Raw genomic sequence first — 19,050 nt, forward strand, 5'->3', positions numbered from 1 at the left:
TGAGTTCACCTAGATAAGCGCTGCCAAACAGACTCAGACAGCACCCTCATAAAGAATCTGCCAGCGATCACCTTGCTTGATCCAATACTGGCGTTTCTTCATTTTGTTGGCCAGATTGTTACTGGTGTAGTCCTGCTCGAAGTTCACCACCACCATATTGGTGGTGCCGGGATAAGGGAACACGCTCAGATTATTCACCTCAACTTTGATCCAAGCCTTACCTGCATTCACTTTACTTTTGTGGCTCGCCCAAGCGGCGTAGTCCATGTCTTCGCTGTAGAAATTGCGGGCGTAGTGCTTAAGGTAGGCATCCGTATCACGACTAGACCAGTCGGTGCGCCAATGGTCGATCTCTTTGAGTAGCGCAGCGCGATCAGCTTTGTCCTTGTCGTCCGACCACTCCATCTGATTGGTGATCACTACCGGAGTTTTGCCGATTTGCAGCAGCTTGGATAGCTTATTCAGATCATCGTTAGCCAGCACTACACAACCACTGCTAGACAAAGGGGGACGACTGTAGGTATCGCTGGGGGTACCATGAATCCAGATGCCGTGGCCGCTGCGACCATGTTTGACATCCCACTCGTTGGGGTAGCTCAGCGGGAATGCTCCGCTGCCATAGAGATCAGTCAGACTATTTGCCGGCAGGCTATCTTTGACGTAATACACGCCAATCGGGGTACGCTTGTCACCTTCATTCGTTTTGTCAGCACCAAGCTTGCCGATACTGATATAGAAGTCGGTCACGTAATGTGGCTCGCCATCAATATTCTCAAACACATATAAGGTCGAGCGGCTTGCATCCACGACGAGTGCATACTTCTGACTGGCATCAAGTTGCCAGAGGTACTTGGGAACTGAAGTAATAGGAGCCTGATCTTGATAGCGCCGCAAGCGGGCCTGAGCCTCAGAACGAAGATCTTCGATCTTGTCACGCGGGGCATCAGGTACGTTACCAAACCCAGTGATCGGCCTAGCACGCGCCATCAGCAGATCAGCCCTTACCAGTTGCGCCAAGCGGAAGTTCGGATTGGCCTTAACCAAGGCATCGACTTCCTTAAGCGCCACATCCATACGCCCCTCTTTCAGAGCCAACAGGGTATGGGCAAGCTGCGCCTCCATGAACTGAGAATCCGCCACGGCGATCGCTGGGACAGCCAGCGACACAGCCATGAGAGTGAGCCAGAGGTACTTCCTCATACGGCTTATTTCGACAGTTCTTCTTGAATCGACCAGCTGCTGCCAGACTTGACCAATAGTAGGGTCTTAGTTCCGGTGGAGTTCAACTTACTCGACTGATAAGTCTGCTTAAAACTAACGCTGACATGGGAGTCGTCAATTTTACTTACCTTGGTATTTTCCACGGCAACCTGGATGAACTTAGGCGCAGAGATGCGATCTTCTCGCGTCTTTTCCCACACTGAACGCTCTTCACCGCTAGGCGTTTTGAAGTCCTGCGCATAGAACGACAGATACTTCTTCACATCTTGCGCTGACCACGCCGCCGCCCAGTCATTAACAACCTTCAGAACAGCCGCATCGGTAGCATCAACCACCGAAGGTTTAGTGGCAGCAGGTTCGGTAGCAGCAACAGTAGATGCCGCTACAGGCGCAGCCTTGGTTGGCTTAGCAGCCTTAGTACCAAACAACTCACGAATCAACTCAAGCTTGGTCTGAGTCTTAGCGTTGCTACGATCTAGTTGCAGCGCGCGATCATAGGCCTGACTAGCCATTTTGGCGTAGATGTCTCCCAGATTCTCATGCGCAGTGGCATAGCTCGGATGGGTACGAATGGCCACTTCCAGGGCAACCTTAGCCTTTTCGTACTGACCCAAACTAGCGTAAAGCACAGCTAGATTGTTGTAGGGCTCGGGCAACTCAGGATAGTCATTGGTCAGCGAAGTGAACACCGCAATCGCATCATTTGGCTTGTTTTCCTCAACCAGAATCAGCCCCTTCAGGAAGCGAGCTTGTGCATCTTTTGGCTTATTTGCCAGAATTGCATTCACCTTTTCAAGCGCCTTAGCGTGTTGCCCCTGCTTGAACAGCGCATTCGCATCCTGAAATTCATCAGCTCCGGCAGCAAGGCTTAAACAAAGCAAGATTGCGCCGAGCACTGTTCGTTGGCTAAATGAATAGGACTTCATAATGTCGTAGTCTTCCAAATTAAATGGTTAAAATCGTAGGAATTAAGATCGTAAAGTACGAATTATTCTTACTTATCTTTACGCGCCCTGAACTATAAATATTTTCGCCTGAATTTACCATCTTTTTGAAAGCCCTAGCGACGCTTTTTCTGGCTTAGTGCCTCTTCTTGGGCGGAAGCAGGTCAGTGATGGTGCCCACTGCCATTTCAGCCGCAAAGTTAAAGGTTTCAGACAATGTCGGATGCGGATGTATGGTCAAACCGATGTCCTCCATGTCAGCACCCATTTCCAGTGCCAGCACCGCTTCAGCGATCAACTCACCTGCATTCACGCCAACAATCGCTGCACCAAGGAGGCGACGCGTGGTCGGGTCTAGCAGCACCTTAGTTGAACCTTCTTCGCGCCCCACCGACAGCGCACGGCCACTGGCCGCCCACGGGAATGAAGCTTTTTCATAGGCGATACCTTGCGCTTTAGCCTGCGTTTCGGTCAGCCCCATCCATGCCACTTCAGGATCGGTGTAAGCGACTGATGGGATGGTCAGCGGTTCGAAGAATGCCTTGTGTCCGGCGATATTCTCCGCCGCAACCTTGCCTTCATGCACCGCCTTGTGCGCCAGCATCGGGTCGCCGACGATGTCACCGATCGCGAAGATGTGCGGCACATTGGTGCGTTGTTGCTTGTCTACGGGGATGAATCCGCGCTCATTGACGACCAGCCCAGCCGCTTCGGCAGCGATCTCGCGACCATTCGGGCGACGCCCAACAGCCATCAACACGCAGTCATAAAGTTGCGATTCAGCAGGCGCTTGTTCGCCTTCAAAGGTGACGCGCAAACCTTCCGGCAGCGCTTCGATCTTGGTCACTTTGGTTTTGAGATAGATCGCTTCGTAGCGTTTGGCAATGCGAGTGTGCAGCGGCTTGACCATGTCCTTGTCCGCGCCCGGCATCAATTGATCCATCAGCTCAACCACGGAGATCTTCGCACCCAGTGCGTCGTACACCGTCGCCATTTCCAGCCCGATGATGCCGCCGCCGATCACCAGCATGCGCTTCGGCACATCCTTCAGTGCCAGCGCCCCAGTAGAGTCAATGATGCGCGAATCCTCATACGGGAAGCCGGGAATACGCGCCACGCTGGAGCCAGCGGCAACGATGGCGTTATCGAAAGAAACGGTCTTCACACCTTCGGCAGTCACCACCTCCAGCATGTTCGACGACACAAACTTCGCCGCGCCTTGCACCACCTGTACTTTGCGCTGCTTTGCCAGTTGCTTCAACCCGCCAGTCAGCTTGTTGATGACACTCTCCTTCCAGCCGCGAATCTTGTCGATGTCGATCTGCGGCTTGCCAAAGGTCACACCGTGATGGCCGACCTCGTCCGCCTCACTAATCACCTTTGCGACATGCAGCAGCGCCTTGGACGGAATGCAACCAACGTTCAAGCACACACCACCAAGACTGGCGTGCTTTTCAATCAACACGACTTGCTTGCCAAGGTCAGCAGCGCGAAAGGCTGCGGTGTAACCGCCGGGGCCAGCGCCCAGCACCACCACTTCGGCGTGAATGTCACCTTTAATAAAGGACTGAGGAATGAGAGCCGAGGACTGAGTGTCAGGTGCTGAAGGCTGAGAATTTTGGACTGGTGGCTGCGGCGCAGTGGGAGCAACAGCATTTGATGCAGCACTCAGCGCTTGCTCCTCAGCACTTTCCAACAGCAAGATCACCGAACCTTCGCCGACCTTGTCGCCAACCTTGACCTTCAACTCCCGCACCACGCCAGCGGTGGGCGTCGGCACATCCATCGTCGCCTTGTCGGTTTCGACAGTAATAAGCGACTGCTCGGCCTCGACCGTGTCGCCCGCCTTGACGAATACTTCGATGATGGCGACATCCTTGAAATTACCGATGTCGGGGACTTTGATTTCGATGACTTGACTCATGGTGTTCCTTATTTACGAATTTGCCCGCTGCCGAGCACGATGTATTTCTGTGAAGTTAAACCTTCCAATCCGACTGGGCCCCGTGCGTGGATCTTGTCGGTGGAGATGCCAATCTCCGCGCCTAGGCCGTATTCGAATCCGTCGGCGAAGCGCGTCGAGGCGTTCACCATCACGCTAGACGAATCCACCTCGCGCAGGAAGCGCATCGCCTTCGTATAGTTCTCGGTGACGATGCTATCGGTATGCTGTGAGCTGTAGGTATTGATGTGATCTATCGCCGCATCCAGATCGCCCACTACGCGCACGCTCAGGATCGGCGCTAGGTATTCAGTGCGCCAGTCTTCTTCGGTAGCGACAGTCATCTGCGGCACAATGGCCAGCGCAGCTGCGTCGCCACGCAACTCCACACCTTTATCCAGATAGATTTTACACAGCGGCGGCAGCACTTCGGCGGCGACGGCGGCGTTCACCAGCAACGTCTCCATCGCGTTGCACACGCCGTAGCGGTGGGTCTTGGCGTTGTCGGCAATGGTGATCGCCTTGGCGAGATCAGCCTGATCGTCGATGTAAACGTGGCAGATGCCGTCCAGATGCTTGATGACCGGCACCTTGGCGTCACTGGAAATACGCGCAATCAAGCTCTTGCCGCCGCGTGGCACGATCACGTCCACATAGTCCTTCATGGTGATGAGCTCGCCCACGGCTGCGCGGTCGGTGGTGTTGACCACTTGCACGGCGGTCTCCGGCAGACGGGCTGCGCGCAGGCCTGCTTGCACGCAGGCGGCGATGGCCTGATTGGAGTGGATAGCTTCCGAGCCGCCGCGCAGGATGGCGGCGTTGCCCGATTTCAGGCACAGCCCGGCCGCATCCGCCGTCACGTTGGGGCGCGATTCATAGATGATGCCGATCACGCCCAGCGGCACACGCATCTTGCCGACCTGAATGCCGGATGGGCGATAGCTCATGTCGGATATCTCACCCACCGGGTCAGCCAGAGACGCAATCTGGCGCAGCCCTTCGGCCATGCCGTCGATCACCTTGTCATTCAAGATCAGACGATCAATAGAGGCCTCGTCTAGCCCATTGCTACGAGCGGCGGCAACATCCTTAGCGTTGGCTTCCTGTAAAGCGGCTCGACTATCCAACAGCGCTTGCGCCATCGCTTCCAGCGCACAGTTCTTGGTAGCCGTATCCGCTTGCGCAACTAGGCGCGAAGCAGCGCGAGCCTGCTGCCCGACCTGCTGCATGTATGCCTTGACGTTTTCCATATCAGTTCGATTCAAACGAGGTGGCGCATTTTACCGCAAGCGGGATGGTAAAATGCGCGCCATTGTGATTTCACCTATGGATTCCCGCTTGCGTGGGAATGACAAGCATGTCCGACATACTTAAAAAGATCCTCGCGGTAAAAGCTGAAGAAGTCGCAGCGGCACGCGCCCGTAAACCATTGGCACAAGTACGCGCCGAAACCGAGCAAGCACTGCCCACGCGCGATTTCGTCGGAAGCATCCGCGCCAAGATCGCCGCTGGGCAGCCCGCCGTCATTGCCGAAATCAAAAAGGCCAGCCCCAGCAAGGGCGTAATCCGCGCCGACTTCCGCCCCGCCGAGATCGCTGCCAGCTATGCGCAACATGGCGCGGCGTGTCTTTCGGTACTGACCGACGAGCAATTCTTTCAGGGCTCAGCCGAATACTTGAAGCAAGCGCGTGCTGCCTGCGCCCTTCCCGTGCTGCGCAAGGATTTCATGGTGGACGAATATCAGATTTGGGAAGCGCGCGCGATGGACGCGGATGCCATCCTGCTGATTGCTGCCGCGCTGACGCTAGCGCAGATGCAAGCCTTCGAGACGCTAGCGCATTCGTTAGGTCTGGCGGTGCTGGTAGAAGTGCATGACGGCGACGAGCTCACCGCTGCGCTGCAATTACAAACCCCACTGATCGGCATCAACAATCGCAATCTGCGCACCTTTGACGTGACCTTGCAAACAACGCTGGGTCTGCTTGAGCGCATTCCTGAAGGTCGTATCGTGGTGACTGAAAGCGGCATCTTCACATCAGACGATGTGGCTTTGATGCGCAGAAACAAGGTTCACACTTTCCTTGTTGGCGAAGCATTCATGCGAGCAGACAACCCGGGGGAAATGCTGGAGCTGGTATTTGACCCGACCGAGTAGGCCACTCCAATTACTAACAAAACGATTAAAGCCAACCCCATATATCGCATTGTTGTAGAAATACAGCCTGTTGCATTTCTACAACAAATCTTCCTAATCAATAAAAATTCTTTGCACACCCCCCCGCGCATTGGGCAGAATGCGCCATCTTCTAGAAATGAAGCAGTTTCTAGGGGGATGCTAACCAATATTTCATAAGGAGTAACACATGAAGAAGAGCCTAATTTCCTTGGCAGTTGCAGCCGCTGTTGCAGCTCCAGTTGCAGCATTCGCTGACAGCAACGTAGTTGTTTACGGCGTAGCTAACGTTTCCGCCGATTCCGTCAATAACGGCGCCGTAGTCAATGGCGTAACCAAGGCCAAGATCTCCAGCAACACCTCCCGCTTGGGTTTCAAGGGTAACGAAGATCTGGGTGACGGTCTGTCGGCTATCTGGCAAGTCGAGTCGCTGATCAGCATCGATGGCAACACATCCGCTGGTAACGTGACTAGTACCTTTGCCTCTCGCAACACCTTCGCTGGCCTGTCGAGCACTAGCTTGGGTACTGTGATTATGGGTAAGCATGACACACCCTACAAAATCGCAACTCGTGCATATGACGTGTTCGGTGATGGTATCGCTGACAATCGCGCCTTGATGGGTACAGCAGGTGGTGCAAGTTTCGATGGCCGTCAAGCCAACGTTATCGCTTACATCAGCCCAGTCATGGCCGGCTTCACCGGTATCGCTGGTTTCGTTCAACTGAGCGAAAGCCCTGCTGTCGCCAAGGGCAATGCCTTCTCTTTGGCAGGTATGTATAAGGGCACCGACCTGCCCCTGACTGCCTCCCTGTCCTATGAAGAACACATCTTGGACTTTGCCCTCGGTGCCGGCGCAAAGGAAACCGCCATCAAGGCTGGTGCTTCGTACGCAATCGATGCTCTGACTGTTGCTGCCGTGTATGAACAGACCCAGGATAATTTCCTTGCTGGTGCGGATCAATTCGGCCACAAGTCTGTATATGCTTCGGCCAAGTATGCAATCGGTGCAGGTGCAATCAAGGCTGCTTACACTCAAGTAGGCGCACAAAAGACCGTAGCTAACTCCGGTGCAAAACAATGGACCTTGGGCTATGACCACGGCCTGAGCAAGCGCACCACTGTTTATGGCTTGTACACCAAGCTAAATAACAATGCAGGCGCTGTTTATGGCCTGTTCGCTGGCGAAACAGGCGGTGTAGCTTCTTCAGGCGGTGCAAATTCCGCTCCTTCTGCATTCTCGTTGGGCGTGAAGCACTCGTTCTAATTTGATGCCATACTCCACGGGTATGGTGGTTGAGTTCTGCTAGTCAGCCACTCTTCCGCAATCAAGTTTGACATTAACGGACACCTTCGGGTGTCCGTTATCATTTGACCCGCTTATTCTCTTCCATTACATTGTGCCCTTCGCTGCGAGGGAGCACACATGCTGAATCTGGATCATCTCATCATCGGTTTTGATAAGGGCTTACGCACCTTGTTGAGCAAGGCGCAGACCGTGCGCGCTTACCCTGACGAGCACATTGCCGACACTCCGTTAAGCGAATCCGAAAAGAAGCATGCCATCGGCCTGATGCGCATTAACCATAGCGGCGAGATTTGCGCACAAGCCTTGTATCAAGGCCAAGCATTGACTGCTCGCGACCCTTTAGTACAAAAAAAACTGGAGCAGGCCGCCTGGGAAGAGACCGAGCATCTAGCTTGGACTTCGCGTCGAGTGGAGGAACTAGGCGGTCGCCTGAGCCTACTAAACCCGCTGTGGTATTCCGGCTCACTGGCATTAGGCGCATTTGCTGGATTGCTGGGAGATAAGTGGAACCTTGGCTTCCTCGCCGAAACCGAGCGTCAGGTAGGTGGTCACTTGCAAGAGCACCTACAAGAGCTTCCAGAGCAAGATGCCAAGAGCCGAGCCATCGTGCAACAGATGTACACCGACGAGATCGGCCATTCCGAGATGGCTGTCAACATGGGCGGCGTAACCCTTCCCACCCCCATCAAACTAACCATGCAGCTATCTTCGAAGCTGCTCACCCGCACGGCGTATTGGGTATAGCCCTACTGCTTATCCATCTTTCGATACTGCACGGCTTCAGCGATATGGGGAATACACACCCGTTCACTTCCCGCCAAGTCAGCAATGGTGCGTGCCACCTTAAGCACACGATGGTACGCGCGAGCAGAAAGATTCAGCCGAGAGATAGCTTGTTGCAACAAACTGATACCCGCTTCATCCGGCAAGCAGAATTCGTCGATCTCGCTCACAGCAAGCCGAGCATTAGGCTTGCCTTGCCGCGCCAAAGCCAACTGGCGCGCTTGCTCGACTCGATGGCGAATGACCGAAGAAGACTCACCATCAGCACTTTTGAGCAAATCTTGCTGCGGTACAGCCGGCACCTCCAATTGAATGTCGATGCGATCCAGCAATGGGCCGGAGATACGACTGCGATAACGCGCAACCTGATCTGGCGTACAGCGACACTTCCCGCTGTAATGCCCAAGATAGCCGCATGGGCACGGATTCATCGCCGCGATGAGTTGGAACTGGGCAGCGAAATCAGCGCGGCGGGCGGCACGCGAAATGGTGATGTGCCCCGACTCCAGCGGTTCACGCAGCACCTCTAACACACCGCGCTCAAATTCCGGTAACTCATCCAAAAACAGCACCCCGTGTAAAGCCATAGATATTTCACCGGGACGCGGATTGCTACCCCCGCCAATGTAAGAACTCTTTTTATTTGCGACTAGAGTCCACAGTTATGTCGTAAAATGCGACTAGATGGCAAATCGAAAATTTATCGACCAGCAACGCAAGCCCGTTCGAGAAATAAAACCTAACACTCGAAGCGTAACTGGAACCCATAATGGGCAACAGTTTGAGTCCACACTCGAACGGGATTTGCTTACGCTCATGAACTGGCGGCACGATGTTGAGCGATGCCAGGTTCAGCCAACCACCATTCCGTATGACGGCCCTGATGACAAACCTCGAAGCTACACTCCAGACCTTCTGGTCGTATTCAAAGATTCATTCAAGAAAAGTTCTCCTCAGCCCCCCATGTACTGTGAAGCAAAGTTCCGAGAGGACTTGATCGAGAACTGGTCAGAATATAAACCAAAATTCAAAGCGGCCATTCGCTTTGCCAAGCGCCACGGATGTCGGTTCAAAATATTCACCGAGCAAGAAATTCGAACCCCCTATTTGGATAACGTAAAATTTCTCTTTCGATATCGCACCTCCGAATGTCATGCAGAATATCGCGATGCGATCCGGCAGTTACTACAAACCAAAGGGCGTACCTCGCCCATTGAAATCATGAGAAACGTAGCCCTCACAAGAGAGGATCGCGGCAAAGCACTATGGACACTTTGGTGTATGGTTGCTCGCAATGAAATTCAATTCGATGAAGACGAACCTTTGACTCAAGAATCAGAGTTATGGATTGAGATATGAGCCTATTGGCGACAACGCGCCTCGTGCCTGGTTTAGCTGTTTACTACCAAGGTAAGCGATACCACATTGAGGACTTGATCAACATATCTACCGTCCTCATCCGCGATGAAAACGGTAGGCGGGAGACCGCTCCCGCATCGGATCTCATAATCAGAGAAGAACATTCAGCGGCAACCAGAATGGAGTTGGCATCCATCCCGGATAAGAAATGGCGAAGAGCTCAAGAACGCCTCCGAATTATTTCACCGCTCTTGGAAATGAGCGACAAAGAACGAACTCGGGAGGTGGTCAAAGCAGTCGCTGAGAATAATAGCTACGACACCGCCACTATTTATCGCTGGATACGGGCTTACAAAGCCAGTGGGCTAGTAACCTCACTCATACGAAAACCGAGAGTTGACAAGGGAGGTAATCGGCTAAGTCAGGAGGTGGATGCCATCATATCCGACATGATTGACCGATTCTATTTGACAGAGCAAAGGAGCTCAATCAAACGAGTCATTAGATTAATCGGTAGCGCCTGTGCATCGCAAGATATCCGCCCGCCAGCGGAAGTGACCGTTTATCGTCGAATCGCCGCGCTCAGTGACGAGTTAAAAACAAGTAGGCGGTATGGTTCAAAAATCGCTCAAGAACGATTCCAACAAATTAGAGGGAAATTCCCAGATGCGAATTTTCCACTAGCTGTTGTACAGATCGACCACACCAAAGTTGACGTAATTGTCGTAGATGAAAAACATCGACTTCCAATTGGTCGCCCGTATTTAACGATCGCAACCGATGTATATAGCAAGATGTGCGTCGGATACTATTTGTCGTTCGATCCTGTAGGAGCGCTAGCCGCAGGTCAATGTATCGCTAACGCAATTCTTCCAAAAGATGATTACCTAGCCAGCCTTGGCATCGACCCGAAGGAATATCAATGGCCATGTTGGGGGGTGATGAGGAGAATCCATACTGACAATGCCAAGGAGTTTCATGGCGAGGTTCTTGGCCGAGCAGCAGAACAATATGGAATAATCGTTGAACATCGCCCGAAACGTGCAACACGATTTGGTGGCAATGTGGAGCGCGCATTCAGGACATACATGAAGAACATTCATGATGAATTACCCGGAACGACCTTCTCGAATGTGAGAAGCAAGTATGACTATGACTCCGAGGGTAATGCGGTCATGACATTCGATGCTCTTGAGATGTGGTTTGCCCAGTATCTTGTGGGCGATTATCATCAAGCTCCTCACCGAGGGAACAATGGGGTTCCACCGATTGCGAAATGGGAGCAAGGTATTTTCGGTACTGATACCGATATTGGAACGGGGCTACCCGTAGTGGAGACGGATGAGAAGCAACTCAGGCTAAGTTTCATGCCCAGTAATCGGCGAACTGTGCAGCGAAGTGGGGTCGAGTTTGAAGGATTGACCTATTCGAATCCCGCCATTCGAAAATTCGTAAAAACACGCAGCTCTGCCACCTCAAAACTGGCAAGGCAATTTCTGATTCGCTACGACCCACGCGACATGTCAACGATCTGGCTATACGATCCAGACTCGAACGAACACATTCCTCTTTCGAGCACGTCTAAAAAAGATACCCATGTCAGCCTTTGGGAACTTCGATCCATTAAGCGAGAGTTAGCTGGGAAGGGATACACAGTGAACCAGCGCCTAATTCACCAAAGTATCGAAGATCGAAAAAGAATCGTCGAAAGCGAATCTAATCTGACCAAATCTGCTCGCAAGGAGCGACAAAAAGCGAAACAACAAAAGAAGTCGAGTCTCAAGGCCTCGATACGCCCCGTACAAAGTGATACTGCGAATGGGCCTAGCGCACCTACGCAAACATGGGACGACGACGACCTTCAGCCCTTCAAAATTAGCGGGGAATATTAATGGAGCTCAAGGATAGGAAGTTAGGGGCACAGACTACGGCAATGCTGAATGAGTCCGATGAGGAGAGAATAAACTTCATCTGGGACAACAGATTCATCAAATATCCGGTGGCTGAGCAACTGATGGAAGAAATGGAAGAGTTACTTGGGCGTTCGCGAGTCAACAGACCTCCGTGTATGTTACTACTCGGACGCTCCGATAATGGCAAAACTGATTTACTAGAGGAATTTCAGCGTCGGCATCCGATAGAAATCAACAACCGCGATGATCTGCTGCTCGCCCCAGTCATAAAAATTCAGACGCCTCCTACTCCAAGTCAAGAGATGATGCTCGACCTGATTTTGGGGAAGCTTGGCGTATCAATCAGGACAAGTGAGTCAACAAACAACAAACTATTTCGAGCCGTCACACTACTTCCAAGAGTAGGTGCCAATCTAATTTTGATTGATGAGATTGGAGCAATGAGTTCAGGAGGAAGCAATCAGAAACAGGCCTTCCTTAATACGATCAAATTTCTTAGCAATGAGTTAAAGCTCTGTTTCGTGGTATCTGGCGTTCCTGAAGTGCTAAATGAGTTTTCCGCCGATCCACAATTCAATAGTCGATTCCCTGTCAGCACCTTGCCCCGATGGGGCAATGATGCCGACTATAGGCGATTCCTGCTCACCCTTGAACAAACTCTACCCCTACGAAAAGCATCGCTTCTTCACAAGGGTGAGTTACCTTCGCTGATATTCAATTTGAGCAACGATGGCACACTCGGCGATATATGCAAAACCGTGAAGAGTGCCGCTGAGTATGCAATCAAGAGCGGTGATGAATGTATTTCTGCTGATGCGATAAACAACTGCAAGCATATAAAACGTCGCGACAATGCCGACCTATCCAGATTGTGACGACTATCATTTCCGTCTAAACACCCAGCTCTGGCCCATCCACCTAAAGCCGAAGCCAGATGAGCTCCTGAGCTCATGGATCATTCGGCTTGCTCATGCCCACGGATACAAGTCGCAGACAATGTGTGTATTCTTGTTCGGCCGACAAGAACCTATCTGGAACCGAGATATTGATCGACTGGCATCCCCAGAGATCGGCGACAAGCTGATGGCAGCCACTGGCGCAACGCTCCAACAATTTGAAAACACCACCTTCAAGGGATATGAGGGTTGGCTATACCAGTCACATCAGCCCAACGGAATGACACGATGGATTATCCCCATTGGTATCTACCATCGAACCCGCCGGCGACCGGGTTTGGCATTTTGTCCGAAATGCCTGGCAGAAGATGCTGAGCCGTATTTCAGGCGGCAGTGGCGGCTCGCATTCTCGACCGTATGTACCAAGCACAGGTGCCACCTTTTGGATGCATGCCCATCCTGCCAGTCACCGGTCATACTTCATCGAACCGATATGCAATCCAAGGACTTCTTCCCAACAGAGGGGCTGTTGGTACATTGCTGGAAGTGTGGGTTTAAACTAAGTCAGAGTCATACGGAGGAAGAATCCCATATTCAACTGATCGACTTCCAATTCAGGCTGGAGAAGGTATTGAAGCAGGGATTCGTTAGTTGGGCGGGCAACCCATCAATGCATTCGGTCATGTTCTTCCAAGGCTTGCGAGATATGATTGCCGGCTTCATCTCCAAAGTCAGCTTGCAGCGTCTCAGACGTTCGTCAATCTTGGATGATATCGACCTCAGTGGCTGGGTAAAGAGCGGACTGGAAATGTCTCCGATAGGTACGCGCCGAGCGATGTTCCTCTTTCTTGCTAGGCTGCTAGAGGAGTGGCCTGATAGTTTCACTAATCACATTCGCAAATGCGACCTTAGATACAGCGACCTTAGAGGCGACACGGACTATCGTCCATTTTGGTATGAAGATGTCATTCGTCGAGAATCTTTAGGCGGCTTCGCCAAGATTAGCCAGCTAGAAGCAGAGTCTATTGCTGCTGCCACCGAGAAATTGAATGGGCAGTTTAGCCTTAAGAGGTCTAGGGAATTATTTGGCCGAGATATCGCTATGCATGTCCCAGACAGGTTGCCCAAGCCAATCTCGGAGGATACCTACGAAGACTTGCTCACGAGCATCGATCACCAAATCGCCGAGACGCAGGATGAGATAAAGCGATTCTCTCTGATTCGAGACAAGATCATGTTTGCTACAGGCAGGCAACTTCACCTATCTCAAACGGAGCTTACGAATCTCACTCTGGAGCGAGTGCGTCAACTCGTACCAGAAGTTGTCGAAAAGAACTTTGCCGAGGCTGCTCGATCACCCGCTCAGGTGCGTGCTTGGATTGAGTGGTATTACGTCAAGTTACGCCCACGCTTAAATCCAATGAGTAGCGAAGACCGCATATTCACTTCGATGACCACGCGGACTGGGCTTAAGAAAAGTATTCTTGGAGTCCGATTTCAAGCAGCAGTGAATGTGGGAATGATGCATCGCACAATTGGGAGTTATAGGGATTGGACAAGAAAGCCACTACAATTAGCCAACTGAATGAAATATTGCGTTATCCAATGACCCGCTCCGAACTCATATCCGCCCTAGCCACCCGCCATCCCGACCTGAATCACAGCGATGTATCATCATGCGTGATCACCCTTCTGGATTCCATTTCGGAAGCGCTCAGTCTCGGTCGCCGTGCGGAGATTCGTAGCTTTGGTACCTTTGAGGTGAATAGGCATCCGCCGAGGAAGGCTCGCAATCCGAAATCGGGTGAAGTGATATTTGTGCCCGCGAAGGCTGTGCCTCATTTCAGAGCTGGAAAGGAGTTGAGGGAGAGGGTGGATTGGTGATTCTGCAAACCTCTCCGAATCAGTGCCATCCATAACTGGAGGTTTTTGGGTGGTTTACGAGCAGATAATCAAACAAATTTTGGGCGGCTAAAAGAAGAGGAAAGAGAGAGCAACATTCGGCAATAACGATGCGACCTACTGCGCTACCGCGCTTCTGTTTCGAACATGCTTTTGTACCAATAGCAGCGCTCATCATCGAGCCATGTAAATTTTTTATTGTTGGAAGCAAACACTTTCAACGGAGCAAGCGATATTCCATAACGCCACAGAAGGGCGATAAGCTCTCGTAGCATTTCTTTGTTCAAAGCTTTCATCTCGATTTTAATAATTAACCCTCTGCCAACTCCGCGGATTTCTTTTATCGCTTCAATGTCCTTTAATCCTTGGAAAAAACGCCGTTCGTCACCAATAGAGTAAAACGTCGTTAGGCTAATCTCAAGTTGCATTCTCTCCCCCTATCTAACGCGTTTTCCCGCCAGGATATACATTGTCATATCCTCCACCCGGCCTTTGAACGTCCCAGTGAGGACCACCATGCGCTTCGCCACCAAGCCCCGTAGGAACCCAGACATTTCCATCATTATCAACCCATCCATTGCCTCTACCGTTTGGAGAGCGCCCCCATTTAGGTCCTTTCTTGGGTTCACAAAAACCATCACCGTCTCCCGGTTGACCTGGTGCTTTTGCACCATTTGGGTCGTAGGCATCTTTCGGCGGCTTCATTGCCCACCAAGTAGTGCCAATAATGGCAACCTCTGGAATAAGCGGTAATGCTGGGATGATGCAGAAGGGACATAGCCCGAGCGGGTCGGTATAGCTCAGCGGTTTTCCACCAACATAGGTGTACGTATTAACCCCGCCGCCCAGCCCGATCACATCACTCTGGACATACCGCCCTACCGCCGGATCGTAATCCCTAAAGTAATTGTAGTGGGTACTCGTTTCCTTGTCGAAATACTGCCCAGGAAACCTCAGATTGAACGCAAATGCCCCGAGCCCACCCGGATTTTCATTCGGCACGTTCGCACCATATGGATCCACGTTGTCCCATGTCCAAACCGCCGCACCGGTACTATTAGTCACTGCGCGTGGGGTATTTAGGTGATCAACGTCAATGTAATACGCTTTTACAACTTTGGTCACCGTTACTGTCACCGTAGTTGAAGTCGCGGTAGCATTCTTGCTATCCGTCGCTTTGGCCTTCAGCACATACGTCCCAGCCGCCACATTGTTCCAAGTGAAGGTATAGGGCGAAGTGGTGTCCGTGTTGAGTAGGGTGGTACCCGAATAGAACGCCACATTCTTGATCGTGCCGCCGGTGCTGGTTGCCGTGGCGGTCAGCACAAATCTCCCAGGCTCTGCCACCGTAGCATTGGCAACTGGACTGGTCATTTTGGCGGTCACAGCAGCCATGGCGGATGCATTGAAACCTAGCAGTCCAATGCAGAGCACCCCCATCGATAGCACGGTACGGAAGAGGCGATATCCGCGCACGGTTCGGCCAATGTTGGAATGAGTCATCATTTCGTTTTCTCCTTCGCGTTTTAGCTGGCCGTTCATTGCATCACCGCCACAGGCATATCACCCAACCACACATATTCGCGCGCAGGTTTAATCGTCCCTGTCGTGAATTCACCGATCAGGTGTGCGTCCGTATCGTAGAGATAGACGGTATCGGTGGTGGTGAAGGTGGCTTGTTTGCGAGTGCGCAGTCCCAGCGCGTTCACGAAGTAATTAACGGTTCCTTGTGCCGTCGTGGCCTGACTCATTCGACCTCGAATATCGTAGGCATATTGTTTGACTCCATCGGAGGTCGTCGCACCATTGACATCCTGTGTCACGGTTTTGGCAGCGGCTGCACCTACTTGGGTACTGGCAAGTCGGTTGCTGGTTGCCGCATAACCGTAGGTCGTGCTAGTGGCACCCACCGTCTGGCTGGTTCGATTGCCCACCTTGTCATAAACGAACCCTTGGCTGATCGAGCCTTGGGTGTAGTTGGTCAACCGGCTCATTGGGTCGTAGCTGTAGCTGGCCGCCAAGGTAGGATTTGTCGAGTCGGTGATCAGTGCGATCTCTGAGGCTGGGTTATAGCCAATCGACATCGACTTGCCGTTCACGGTGTAGCTGGCAATTCGGCCATCTTGATCGACGAGACGCGTATAGGTTTTTCCGTTTCCTCGCAGCATGCTCTTCACTCCACCAAAGGGGTGGTAGGTGATGCCACTGACCAATACTTGCGTTTGACCACTCAGGGTCGTGCTGACCTGAGAAACTCGACCGATCGTATCGTAGCTATAACTCACCAAGCGACCTGACGGATATGTCATGGAAGTGAGCTTGCCTTGTACATCGTAACTGTAGCGCGTGACATAGGTTGCCGCATACGCCACTTTGGTCTCGGTAAGCAGGCGGCCATGAGCGTCATAGCTGAACGAGGTGGTACCCGTGATGTCGGTCATGGAGGTCAAGTGCCCCAAGCCATTCACTCCCTGATCATATTGATAGGTCACGCTCTGAGCCGGGCTGGTGCCGCCACTGTAGCTGATCGTCAACACCCGATTCAGCGCATCATAGGTATAAGTCGCTTTCTGTCCCTTGGCATCCGTGCTGGTTAATACATTGCCCGCTGCGTCGTAAGTTACGTTGGTCGTCCCTGTATCTGGGCTGACGGTCTGACTAAGGTTACTCAAACCATCTCGGGTATAGGTGGTAACGAGATTCCGTGGATCAGTGACTTGTTTCAGTTGATCCAAGCCATCATAAGCATACTTAACAACCCCCGTATCCGGATTGGACACCTGACTGAGTCGATTCAACGCATCATAGACATTCGTGGTTTGACGGTTTAGCGGATCCGTCACGCCCGTGAGATTGCCATTAGCATCGTAGGTGTAGGTGGTGGTTTGATTGACGGCTCCGATGTCTTGTTGCAAACGACTCAGGGCATCGAAGATGCGCGAGTGCTTTTTAATCAATGTGCCTGTCGAATCGAAGAGTTGTTCTTGGGTGCGATTGCCAGCATTGTCCAAGATGTACACAAGTTGATTTCCTAGGGCATCAGTGATCCGTGTCAGGCGATGAGCTGCATCATAGGTGTAGGTATAAGACGCGCCGTTCGGCAATGTCACCCCAGTCAGATTGCCAACCCCATCGTAGGTATAACCCGTTGTCTCACCACCGACATTGCGAGTCAACAAACGACCGCGCGCGTCGTAACCCAATGAGGTGATCAAACCATTCGGGTCAGTGATGGTGGCTGGACGCCCATTGGCATCGTACCCACCTAGTGTTGTGATGCGATTCAGCGCATTCTTGACCGTAGCGAGATTACTCTGTGTGTCGTAAGTGTACTGAGTGACATCTTGCACGTCGGTGCGTGGCCCATTCTCAGTCAGAATCTGGCCTGCGGCATTGTATGTATAGGTGGTGATCCGCGCAGTTCCAGAGGCAGTCGCTGCCATCCCGGTCGCCCCCGTGGCATCAGTCGTTCCCTGTACTGTTCTGCCAAGTAGATTACCCTTGGTGTCATAACTGAAGCTGGTAATGCGCAACGGCTCAGCGATTGCAGTGGGTAGGCGATAACTTGCATGCCATTGAGTTGTGGTTTTGCGCTCGACACTGCCTGCGACCGGCGTATAGGTAGCCAGATTCGTGGGGCAAGCGCTGCCAGATGGCAAACCCTCCACGCGGACACTCTCCAGATTGCGTGTGAGGTCGTATGAATAGCAGGTTAGATTGCCATTGAAATCGGTACGAGAAGCGATGTTGCCATTGGTGTCGTAATTAAGATTAGCGGCGGCAGCGCTGCATCCAGAGCCAGCAGGCTGTGACTGCCCCGAACTCTTGACTACTCCAAGCACAGTTTGTAAGTTGTATGTACGCTGAGACAGAAGTGGATCGGTAACTACGGCAGATGATGCTCCATACGAAACTTGATACCGATCCACAGCCCCGCCAGACATATTGGAACCATGTTCGGATGCAATTGCACGTCCTTGGCAATCGTACTCCCAACTTCCAAACCGCTTATTCGGATCTCCGGTTAAATCAGAGGCTACCGTGTCCAGCATGCCAGTCAAGGCATGCGGATATCCATCTACATTGTTAGCACAGGAAGCACCGCCATTGATACGAGTAGTCTCGCCATAAAGATAAATTCGCTTTGGATTATCTGCCGTATTGGATAACGTATCGTCCGGATACACTACCCCAATCAGGTTGTTATTGGCATCATAGGAGTAATTGTAAACTCGGCTCGCCGGATCCGTCATGGTGCTCACTCGACTAGACATATCGTAAGTCAGTGAGATCTGACGACCATAAGCATCCGCAATACGGATCAATAGCCCTGGCGCAGGTGCGACAGAAATCGGTGTCGTGGCATCGCTATAGCTAAGAGCCAGCGCCACCCCATTGCGATCAATAATTGCACTCAGCTTTCCAGATGCATCATAAGTCTCGACCTGTTTTCTTACCTCATCAGTAAACTTCCATCCCGTGGTATTACCACTAGCATCTGTTAGTCGAACCAGTGTGTCGTTGATATCAGCATCTGGAATCCACGTACCGGATGAAAGTTGATAAGAGAACTGTTTTCCGTCAGCTCGGGTCACATAAGCGAAGCTG

General features: G+C 52.1%; 15 protein-coding genes and 2 pseudogenes. 9 read left to right on the top strand and 8 right to left on the bottom strand.

The annotated features are described in order from the left end of the window. Positions 1-33: 33 nt before the first annotated feature. From OYT1_RS11860 to OYT1_RS11875, 4 genes are all read right to left on the bottom strand, one after another. Entirely contained in the window at positions 34-1,173 is a 1,140-nt protein-coding gene (locus OYT1_RS11860) for a L,D-transpeptidase family protein (protein ID WP_232013183.1), read from the bottom strand. Positions 1,174-1,205: 32 nt separating this feature from the next. After that, positions 1,206-2,147, bottom strand: coding sequence for a nuclear transport factor 2 family protein (locus OYT1_RS11865; RefSeq protein ID WP_062626624.1), 942 nt, complete (start codon positions 2,145-2,147; stop codon positions 1,206-1,208). A 154-nt stretch (positions 2,148-2,301) separates the two neighbouring features. Further along, positions 2,302-4,089, bottom strand: a complete 1,788-nt coding sequence (gene lpdA, locus OYT1_RS11870) for a dihydrolipoyl dehydrogenase (RefSeq protein ID WP_062626623.1) — start codon at positions 4,087-4,089, stop codon at positions 2,302-2,304. 8 nt (positions 4,090-4,097) lie between these two features. Beyond that, complete coding sequence (locus OYT1_RS11875; protein WP_062626622.1) at positions 4,098-5,357, bottom strand: glutamate-5-semialdehyde dehydrogenase; 1,260 nt, start codon at positions 5,355-5,357, stop codon at positions 4,098-4,100. A 107-nt stretch (positions 5,358-5,464) separates the two neighbouring features. Here OYT1_RS11875 and trpC point away from each other — a divergent pair, with 107 nt between their 5' ends. From trpC to coq7, 3 genes are all read left to right on the top strand, one after another. Continuing rightward, complete coding sequence (gene trpC, locus OYT1_RS11880) at positions 5,465-6,262, top strand: indole-3-glycerol phosphate synthase TrpC (protein WP_062626621.1); 798 nt, start codon at positions 5,465-5,467, stop codon at positions 6,260-6,262. 208 nt (positions 6,263-6,470) lie between these two features. Further along, entirely contained in the window at positions 6,471-7,547 is a 1,077-nt protein-coding gene (locus OYT1_RS11885) for a porin (protein ID WP_062626620.1), read from the top strand. A gap of 159 nt (positions 7,548-7,706) precedes the next feature. Beyond that, positions 7,707-8,333: a 2-polyprenyl-3-methyl-6-methoxy-1,4-benzoquinone monooxygenase gene (gene coq7, locus OYT1_RS11890; protein WP_062626619.1), complete on the top strand. Its 627-nt coding sequence runs from the start codon at positions 7,707-7,709 to the stop codon at positions 8,331-8,333. 2 nt (positions 8,334-8,335) lie between these two features. Here coq7 and OYT1_RS11895 read toward each other — a convergent pair. Beyond that, positions 8,336-8,998: pseudogene (locus OYT1_RS11895) on the bottom strand (ATP-binding protein); the annotation flags it as partial. A gap of 58 nt (positions 8,999-9,056) precedes the next feature. On the opposite strand from OYT1_RS11895, the gene OYT1_RS11900 reads away from it, so the two are divergent. The 6 genes and pseudogenes from OYT1_RS11900 (at position 9,057) to OYT1_RS11920 (ending at position 14,424) form a co-directional block, all read left to right on the top strand. Next, positions 9,057-9,731 carry a heteromeric transposase endonuclease subunit TnsA gene (locus OYT1_RS11900; RefSeq protein ID WP_062626618.1) on the top strand — a complete coding sequence of 225 codons (675 nt, stop codon included), beginning with the start codon at positions 9,057-9,059 and terminating at the stop codon, positions 9,729-9,731. Next, positions 9,728-11,623 carry a Mu transposase C-terminal domain-containing protein gene (locus OYT1_RS11905; protein ID WP_062626617.1) on the top strand — a complete coding sequence of 632 codons (1,896 nt, stop codon included), beginning with the start codon at positions 9,728-9,730 and terminating at the stop codon, positions 11,621-11,623. The genes OYT1_RS11900 and OYT1_RS11905 overlap by 4 nt, the downstream gene beginning before the upstream one ends. Beyond that, positions 11,623-12,519 (top strand): TniB family NTP-binding protein, encoded by an 897-nt coding sequence (locus OYT1_RS11910; RefSeq protein ID WP_062626616.1) that lies wholly within the window; start codon positions 11,623-11,625, stop codon positions 12,517-12,519. Before OYT1_RS11905 ends, OYT1_RS11910 begins: the two co-directional genes overlap by 1 nt. Beyond that, positions 12,497-12,970: pseudogene (locus tag OYT1_RS14115) on the top strand (TniQ family protein); the annotation flags it as partial. The gene OYT1_RS11910 and the pseudogene OYT1_RS14115, both read left to right, overlap by 23 nt. Positions 12,971-13,033: 63 nt before the next feature. Then, on the top strand, positions 13,034-14,125 hold the full coding sequence (locus OYT1_RS11915) for a site-specific integrase (protein ID WP_232013184.1): 1,092 nt from the start codon (positions 13,034-13,036) through the stop codon (positions 14,123-14,125). Positions 14,126-14,145: 20 nt separating this feature from the next. Then, positions 14,146-14,424, top strand: a complete 279-nt coding sequence (locus tag OYT1_RS11920) for an integration host factor subunit beta (RefSeq protein ID WP_062626614.1) — start codon at positions 14,146-14,148, stop codon at positions 14,422-14,424. Positions 14,425-14,567: 143 nt separating this feature from the next. Here OYT1_RS11920 and OYT1_RS13765 read toward each other — a convergent pair whose 3' ends face one another. From OYT1_RS13765 to OYT1_RS11940, 3 genes are read right to left on the bottom strand one after another with little or no spacing between them, the layout of a single operon-like run. Then, the gene (locus tag OYT1_RS13765; protein WP_197714086.1) at positions 14,568-14,870 is read right to left on the bottom strand and encodes a hypothetical protein; all 303 of its coding nucleotides are present in this window, start codon (positions 14,868-14,870) and stop codon (positions 14,568-14,570) included. 13 nt (positions 14,871-14,883) lie between these two features. After that, entirely contained in the window at positions 14,884-15,984 is a 1,101-nt protein-coding gene (locus OYT1_RS13770; RefSeq protein WP_062626613.1) for a polymorphic toxin type 37 domain-containing protein, read from the bottom strand. Continuing rightward, positions 15,981-19,037 carry a hypothetical protein gene (locus OYT1_RS11940; RefSeq protein ID WP_232013185.1) on the bottom strand — a complete coding sequence of 1,019 codons (3,057 nt, stop codon included), beginning with the start codon at positions 19,035-19,037 and terminating at the stop codon, positions 15,981-15,983. The genes OYT1_RS13770 and OYT1_RS11940 overlap by 4 nt, the downstream gene beginning before the upstream one ends. Between the last annotated feature and the right edge of the window lie 13 nt (positions 19,038-19,050).

Source organism: Ferriphaselus amnicola, assembly GCF_000974685.2.
GTDB classification, from domain to species: Bacteria; Pseudomonadota; Gammaproteobacteria; order Burkholderiales; family Gallionellaceae; genus Ferriphaselus; species Ferriphaselus amnicola.